Source organism: Zavarzinia sp., assembly GCF_049306435.1.
Lineage (GTDB): Bacteria > Pseudomonadota > Alphaproteobacteria > Zavarziniales > Zavarziniaceae > Zavarzinia.
Genome location: NZ_JBAQRT010000291.1, coordinates 1 through 4,476, shown reverse-complemented (window position 1 = coordinate 4,476; position 4,476 = coordinate 1). Strand labels below are relative to the sequence as shown.

At 67.2% G+C, this 4,476-nt stretch carries 9 protein-coding genes; 3 read left to right on the top strand and 6 right to left on the bottom strand.

What is annotated here, in order from left to right; all coding sequences use genetic code 11:
* Positions 1–395, top strand: a 395-nt coding sequence (locus WAZ62_RS16250; protein WP_422644581.1) for a S24 family peptidase, incomplete at its 5' end; no start/stop codon positions are given.
* 87 nt (positions 396–482) lie between these two features.
* Here WAZ62_RS16250 and WAZ62_RS16245 read toward each other — a convergent pair.
* The 5 genes from WAZ62_RS16245 to WAZ62_RS16225 form a co-directional block, all read right to left on the bottom strand.
* The gene (locus tag WAZ62_RS16245) at positions 483–1,160 is read right to left on the bottom strand and encodes a DNA-3-methyladenine glycosylase I (protein ID WP_422644580.1); all 678 of its coding nucleotides are present in this window, start codon (positions 1,158–1,160) and stop codon (positions 483–485) included.
* Positions 1,161–1,180: 20 nt separating this feature from the next.
* Positions 1,181–1,612: a GNAT family N-acetyltransferase gene (locus WAZ62_RS16240; protein WP_422644579.1), complete on the bottom strand. Its 432-nt coding sequence runs from the start codon at positions 1,610–1,612 to the stop codon at positions 1,181–1,183.
* Complete coding sequence (locus WAZ62_RS16235) at positions 1,609–2,298, bottom strand: glutathione S-transferase N-terminal domain-containing protein (RefSeq protein WP_422644578.1); 690 nt, start codon at positions 2,296–2,298, stop codon at positions 1,609–1,611. Before WAZ62_RS16235 ends, WAZ62_RS16240 begins: the two co-directional genes overlap by 4 nt.
* Positions 2,299–2,379: 81 nt before the next feature.
* Positions 2,380–2,679, bottom strand: a complete 300-nt coding sequence (locus WAZ62_RS16230; protein ID WP_422644577.1) for an AzlD domain-containing protein — start codon at positions 2,677–2,679, stop codon at positions 2,380–2,382.
* Positions 2,676–3,386, bottom strand: a complete 711-nt coding sequence (locus WAZ62_RS16225) for an AzlC family ABC transporter permease (protein ID WP_422644576.1) — start codon at positions 3,384–3,386, stop codon at positions 2,676–2,678. The genes WAZ62_RS16230 and WAZ62_RS16225 overlap by 4 nt, the downstream gene beginning before the upstream one ends.
* Positions 3,387–3,525: 139 nt before the next feature.
* Here WAZ62_RS16225 and WAZ62_RS16220 point away from each other — a divergent pair, with 139 nt between their 5' ends.
* Complete coding sequence (locus WAZ62_RS16220) at positions 3,526–3,804, top strand: DUF1778 domain-containing protein (protein ID WP_422644575.1); 279 nt, start codon at positions 3,526–3,528, stop codon at positions 3,802–3,804.
* The gene (locus WAZ62_RS16215) at positions 3,801–4,298 is read left to right on the top strand and encodes a GNAT family N-acetyltransferase (protein WP_422644574.1); all 498 of its coding nucleotides are present in this window, start codon (positions 3,801–3,803) and stop codon (positions 4,296–4,298) included. Before WAZ62_RS16220 ends, WAZ62_RS16215 begins: the two co-directional genes overlap by 4 nt.
* A gap of 1 nt (position 4,299) precedes the next feature.
* Here the strand turns inward: WAZ62_RS16215 and WAZ62_RS16210 are convergent.
* On the bottom strand, positions 4,300–4,476 hold a 177-nt coding region (locus tag WAZ62_RS16210; protein ID WP_422644582.1), incomplete at its 5' end, for a helix-turn-helix domain-containing protein.

Below are 4,476 nucleotides of genomic sequence, written 5' to 3'. Positions count from 1 at the left end.
GCCAGCCGGCGCGCGACCTGCCGGTCTGCGGCGCGGCGCGAGGCGGCGCCAATGCGCTGTTCGTCGATCAGGGGCAGGCGCTGGAGCATGTCTATCGCCCGGCCCAGCTGGCCGGTGTCGCCAATGCCTTCGCCGTCTACGCCGTCGGCGATTCGATGGAGCCGAAGTTCCAGGCCGGCGATCTCCTGTTCGTGAACCCCAACCTGCCGCCGGTGCGCGGCTGTTTCGTCGTCGTCGAGCTGGGCGACCACGAAGCCTATGTGAAGCAGTTCCTGCGCCAGTCGGACCATGAACTCTGGCTGAAGGAATTCAGCCCCTCGCCCCGCGAATTTCCCATCGACTGCACGCGGATCAAGGCGATCTACCGCATCGTCGGCTCGTGGGAAGGGCGGTAAGGCTCGTCGCCCCGGCGCAGGGGCCTTTTGACGAATGAAGCGCCCTTGCCGACGCGAGATGCCGGCCTTCGCCGGCATGACGATGGGTCAGTCGCCGACACTCATCGCCAGGGTCCGGCTGATCGCCGTCAGGTCGCGGCCGGACTCTTCGGACCAGCGGTTGAAGGCGGCCTGGATCGCCGCGAAATCCTTCTTGCCGCCGGGGGCCTTGGCGATCACGCCTTCGCGGATCAGGGCGGTCACCACGTCCGGCGTCGGGATGAAGGCGGGCTTGCTGATATCGCGCAGGAAACGCATGGCGCTGTCGCCGCCCAGATGCGCGCCGCGTTTCTTCAACAGGTCCAGGAGGCCGATGTAATCGCCATCGGGCCATTCGGCGAAGGCGCGGGCGGCGGTGCCGCTCTCTTTTGCCAAGTCCAGCAACATCTGGGCGTTGACCTGCACCGCCCTGATCTTGGCGCCGTTGCGCACGATGCCCGTATCCTTCAGGAGGGCATCGAATTTATCGTCCGACATCAGGGCACAAAGCCCCGGATCGAAGCCGTCGAAAGCCGCCTCGAAACCCGGCCATTTGCCGTCGATCACCTTGATCGAGAAGCCGGCGGCGAAGATCCGCCGCGTCATCGCCGCCAGGATGCGGTCGTCGGTCAGGGCCGCGATCTCGGCCGGCGGCCGGGACGGCGTCGTTGCCAGCAGGGCTTCCAGCGCCACCCTACCGCCCTTGCGGGCGGCGGCGAGGGCAAGGATGTCGTCGAATGTCCTCATGCCCCCGCCCCTTGCGCCGGTCAGACCGCGCGCTTGAAGTGATAGCTGGCGATATGCAGGCCCTTGGCGAAATAGAAGCCATGGGCGGCGAAACGCTGGACGCCGGAATCGAGATCGAGTTCGGTGCAGCCCTTGGCCTTGGCTTCCGCCACCATCCAGTCCATCAGCACCGTGCCGTCGCCGAGGCCGCGCCGCGCCTCGGTCGTCACCAGATCGTCGACATAGAGTTTCAGCCCGGCGTAAAGCGTCTCGTAAATGCGAAAGCCGGCCACGGCGACGGGCGTACCGTCTTCGCCCGCGCGCCAGATCTGGCGAAAGCCATCCGCCCGCATCCGCTTGACCCGGCTCAGCAGATCGTCCGGCCCCGCGAGATGGGGCCTAAGCTGGGAAATCACCGGAAACAGGGCGCGGACCTCGTCGTCGGTCACCGCTTCGAAGATCGTATCGCTCATGGGCGGGCTTTCTGTCCGAACAGGACCTTCTTGGCTTCTTCATTGTCGGTGATGGGCTTCCGCAGCTCCTTGCCGACGGCGAACCCCTTCTGCACCGCGGGCCGGGCCTCGATCGTCTCGAACCAGCGTTTCAGGTTCGGGAAGTCGTTCAGATCCTGGCCCTGATTCTTGTAGGGCACGACCCAGGGCCAGGCCGCCATGTCGGCGATCGAATACTCCCCGGCGAGGAAGGGCCGGTCGGCGAGGCGCTTGTTCATGACGCCGTAAAGCCGGTTGACCTCGTTGGTGTAGCGGTTGATGCCGTAGTCGATCTTCTCGGGCGCGTACTGCCGGAAATGATGGGCCTGGCCGGCCATGGGGCCGAGGCCGCCCATCTGCCAGAACAGCCATTGCTCGGTCTCGACCCGGCCGCGCTCGTCCTGGGGATAGAATTTGCCGGTCTTGCGGCCGAGATATTGCAGGATCGCCCCCGATTCGAAGACCGAGATCGGCGCCCCACCATCCGCCGGCGCCGTGTCGACGATGGCCGGCATCCGGTTGTTGGGCGAAATCGCGAGAAAGGCGGGCTCGAACTGCTCGCCCTTGCCGATATTCACGGTCTTCACCGCATAGGGCAGACCGCATTCTTCCAGCATGATGCTGATCTTCCAGCCGTTGGGCGTCGGCCAGTAGTAAAGCTCGATCATTCTTGCCTCCCTGCTTGGGCCGCAAACGATAGCCGCTAATGGCGCCGCGCACGATTGCGCCGGGCGCAGGGCAGGCAGTGCCTAGAACAGGGCGCGGAACGCCGCCGCGGCACCGACCCCGATCGCGATCACCGCGATCATCGGCAGCCGCGCGGCGGCGAGGATTACCACCGCCCCGGCCAACGCATCGGCCGGTCCGCGCGTGAGCAGCAGGGGCGCGAGAATGGCCGACAGGATGGCGACCGGCATGGCGTCGAAAGCCCGGGCAAGGCGCCCCGTCCCGATCAGAGGGGTCGGCAGGACGAGACCGGCCAGCCGGCAGGCCATGGTGGCGGCGGCCATGGCGAGGATGGCCAGCAGGGCGTCCAGCGAAATGCTCATGCTCTCCCCTCGCCGCCAGCGGAACCGAAAGCGGCGACCAGCATCCCGGCGCCGGCCCCGGCCATGATCGACCAGGCGCCGGGCAGCAGCAGATCGGTCAGCACGGAGGCCCCGACGCTGGCCGCGACCACGGCGAAGAAGCGCGGCCGGTGGCGAAAGCCGGCGACCAGCACGACGAAAATGGCGATGAAGGTGAAGTCGAGGCCAAGCGCCGCCGGATCCTCGATCAGGCTGCCGGCGAGGGCGCCCGCCAGGGTCGCCAGCACCCAGCACGGATAGAACAGCACCACCATCCCGGCATAGAAGGCCGGGGTCAGGCGCCGGGTCGCCGCCCGTGCCTCGGCGAAGGCCCAGGCCTCGTCGACCATGAACAGCAGCGCCAGCACCCGCCCCCAGCGCGGGAAGGCCCCGAGATGGCGGACCAGCGACGCGCTCATCAAGGCATGGCGCAGGTTGACGACAAGGGCGGTCAGCCCCAGCAGCCACCAGACCGGCGGCACGCCCCAGCCGTCGAGCGCGACGAATTGCGATGCCCCGGCGAAGACCAGCGCCGACATCAAGCCCATTTCGGCGACCGACACCCCCCTGTCGCCGGACAGCGCCCCCAGCAGCACGGCGAAGGGCACGGCGGCGACGATCGCCGGCAAGGTAGCCACCAGGCCGTCGCGGAATTCAGTCGGGGAGGTGTCGGTGGAGGTGACGGTCATCGGGGCATCCGGCGCTTCTCGGCCGCCGACTGTTCCCACGGCGGACAGGATCGGTCTTGGATGAAAGTGACGCTCGGGGCCGCAACCCGTAACGACAATGTCGTTACAGCGTGTTAGGATTGCTCTCTGGAGGTGTGCAATGACCGGCTCATCCACACGAGAATCTCTCAATATCCGCATAAGACCCGAATTACGGGGCCTGATCGACCGCGCCGCCGAGGTTCTGGGCAAGACGCGCACCGATTTCGTGCTCGATGCTTCCCGCAGGGCCGCCGAGGAAACCTTGGCGGAACATACGATCTTCACGGTCAGCGAGGAGACCTATCTGGCTTTCCTCGCCCGGCTCGACGCCCCCGTCCAGGATAACGATCGGCTGAAGCGGACCATGAACACGCCCGCCCCCTGGGATGCGGCGTGAGCCTTACGGCCCCCGTTCCTCTTGCCGATGGACACGAGCTGGCGGCGTTTCACTGCGGTCTGGCATCCCTCGACGATTGGCTGAAGCGGCGGGCGCGCGCCAACCATGCTGCCGGGGCCTCGCGAACATATGTCGCCTGCGATGGCGCGATGGTCGTCGGCTATTACGCGCTCGCCGCCGGTGCGGTCAGGGTACAGGAGGCCCCCGGACGTTTCAGGCGCAACACGCCGGATCCCGTGCCGGTCATCGTGCTTGGGCGACTTGCGGTCGATCGCCAGTGGCAGGGCAGAAATCTTGGCCGTTCCTTGTTGCGCGACGCCGGATTACGGGTCTTGCAGGCCGCGGACGTGGTCGGCATCCGGGGAATGCTCGTCCATGCTCTGTCGCCCGAGGCGCGCGATTTCTATCAGGCCATGGGGCTCGATCCCTCGCCGCTCGATCCGATGACGCTGATGGTCACCGTGGCGGACCTGAAACGGGCCGTCGCCGGATAATTCAACCCCTCGCGCGGCGATATTGGCCCGGCGTGACGCCGATGCGAGCCTTGAAGGCACGGTTGAGGTGGCTCTGGTCGCAGAAACCGCAGGCGAGCGCGGCTTCGGCCGGGGCCGTGCCCCGGGCCAGCAGGCGGCGCGCCTCGCGCACGCGGCGGTCGACGAGATGGGCGTGGGG

Bases quoted from the DNA above. Each gene is read 5' to 3' on its own strand.
- WAZ62_RS16235 (WP_422644578.1), bottom strand. From the start codon at position 2,298: ATGATCGAGCTTTACTACTGGCCGACGCCCAACGGCTGGAAGATCAGC.
- WAZ62_RS16225 (WP_422644576.1), bottom strand. From the start codon at position 3,386: ATGACCGTCACCTCCACCGACACCTCCCCGACTGAATTCCGCGACGGC.
- WAZ62_RS16220 (WP_422644575.1), top strand. From the start codon at position 3,526: ATGACCGGCTCATCCACACGAGAATCTCTCAATATCCGCATAAGACCC.
- WAZ62_RS16240 (WP_422644579.1), bottom strand. From the start codon at position 1,612: ATGAGCGATACGATCTTCGAAGCGGTGACCGACGACGAGGTCCGCGCC.
- WAZ62_RS16245 (WP_422644580.1), bottom strand. From the start codon at position 1,160: ATGAGGACATTCGACGACATCCTTGCCCTCGCCGCCGCCCGCAAGGGC.
- WAZ62_RS16230 (WP_422644577.1), bottom strand. From the start codon at position 2,679: ATGAGCATTTCGCTGGACGCCCTGCTGGCCATCCTCGCCATGGCCGCC.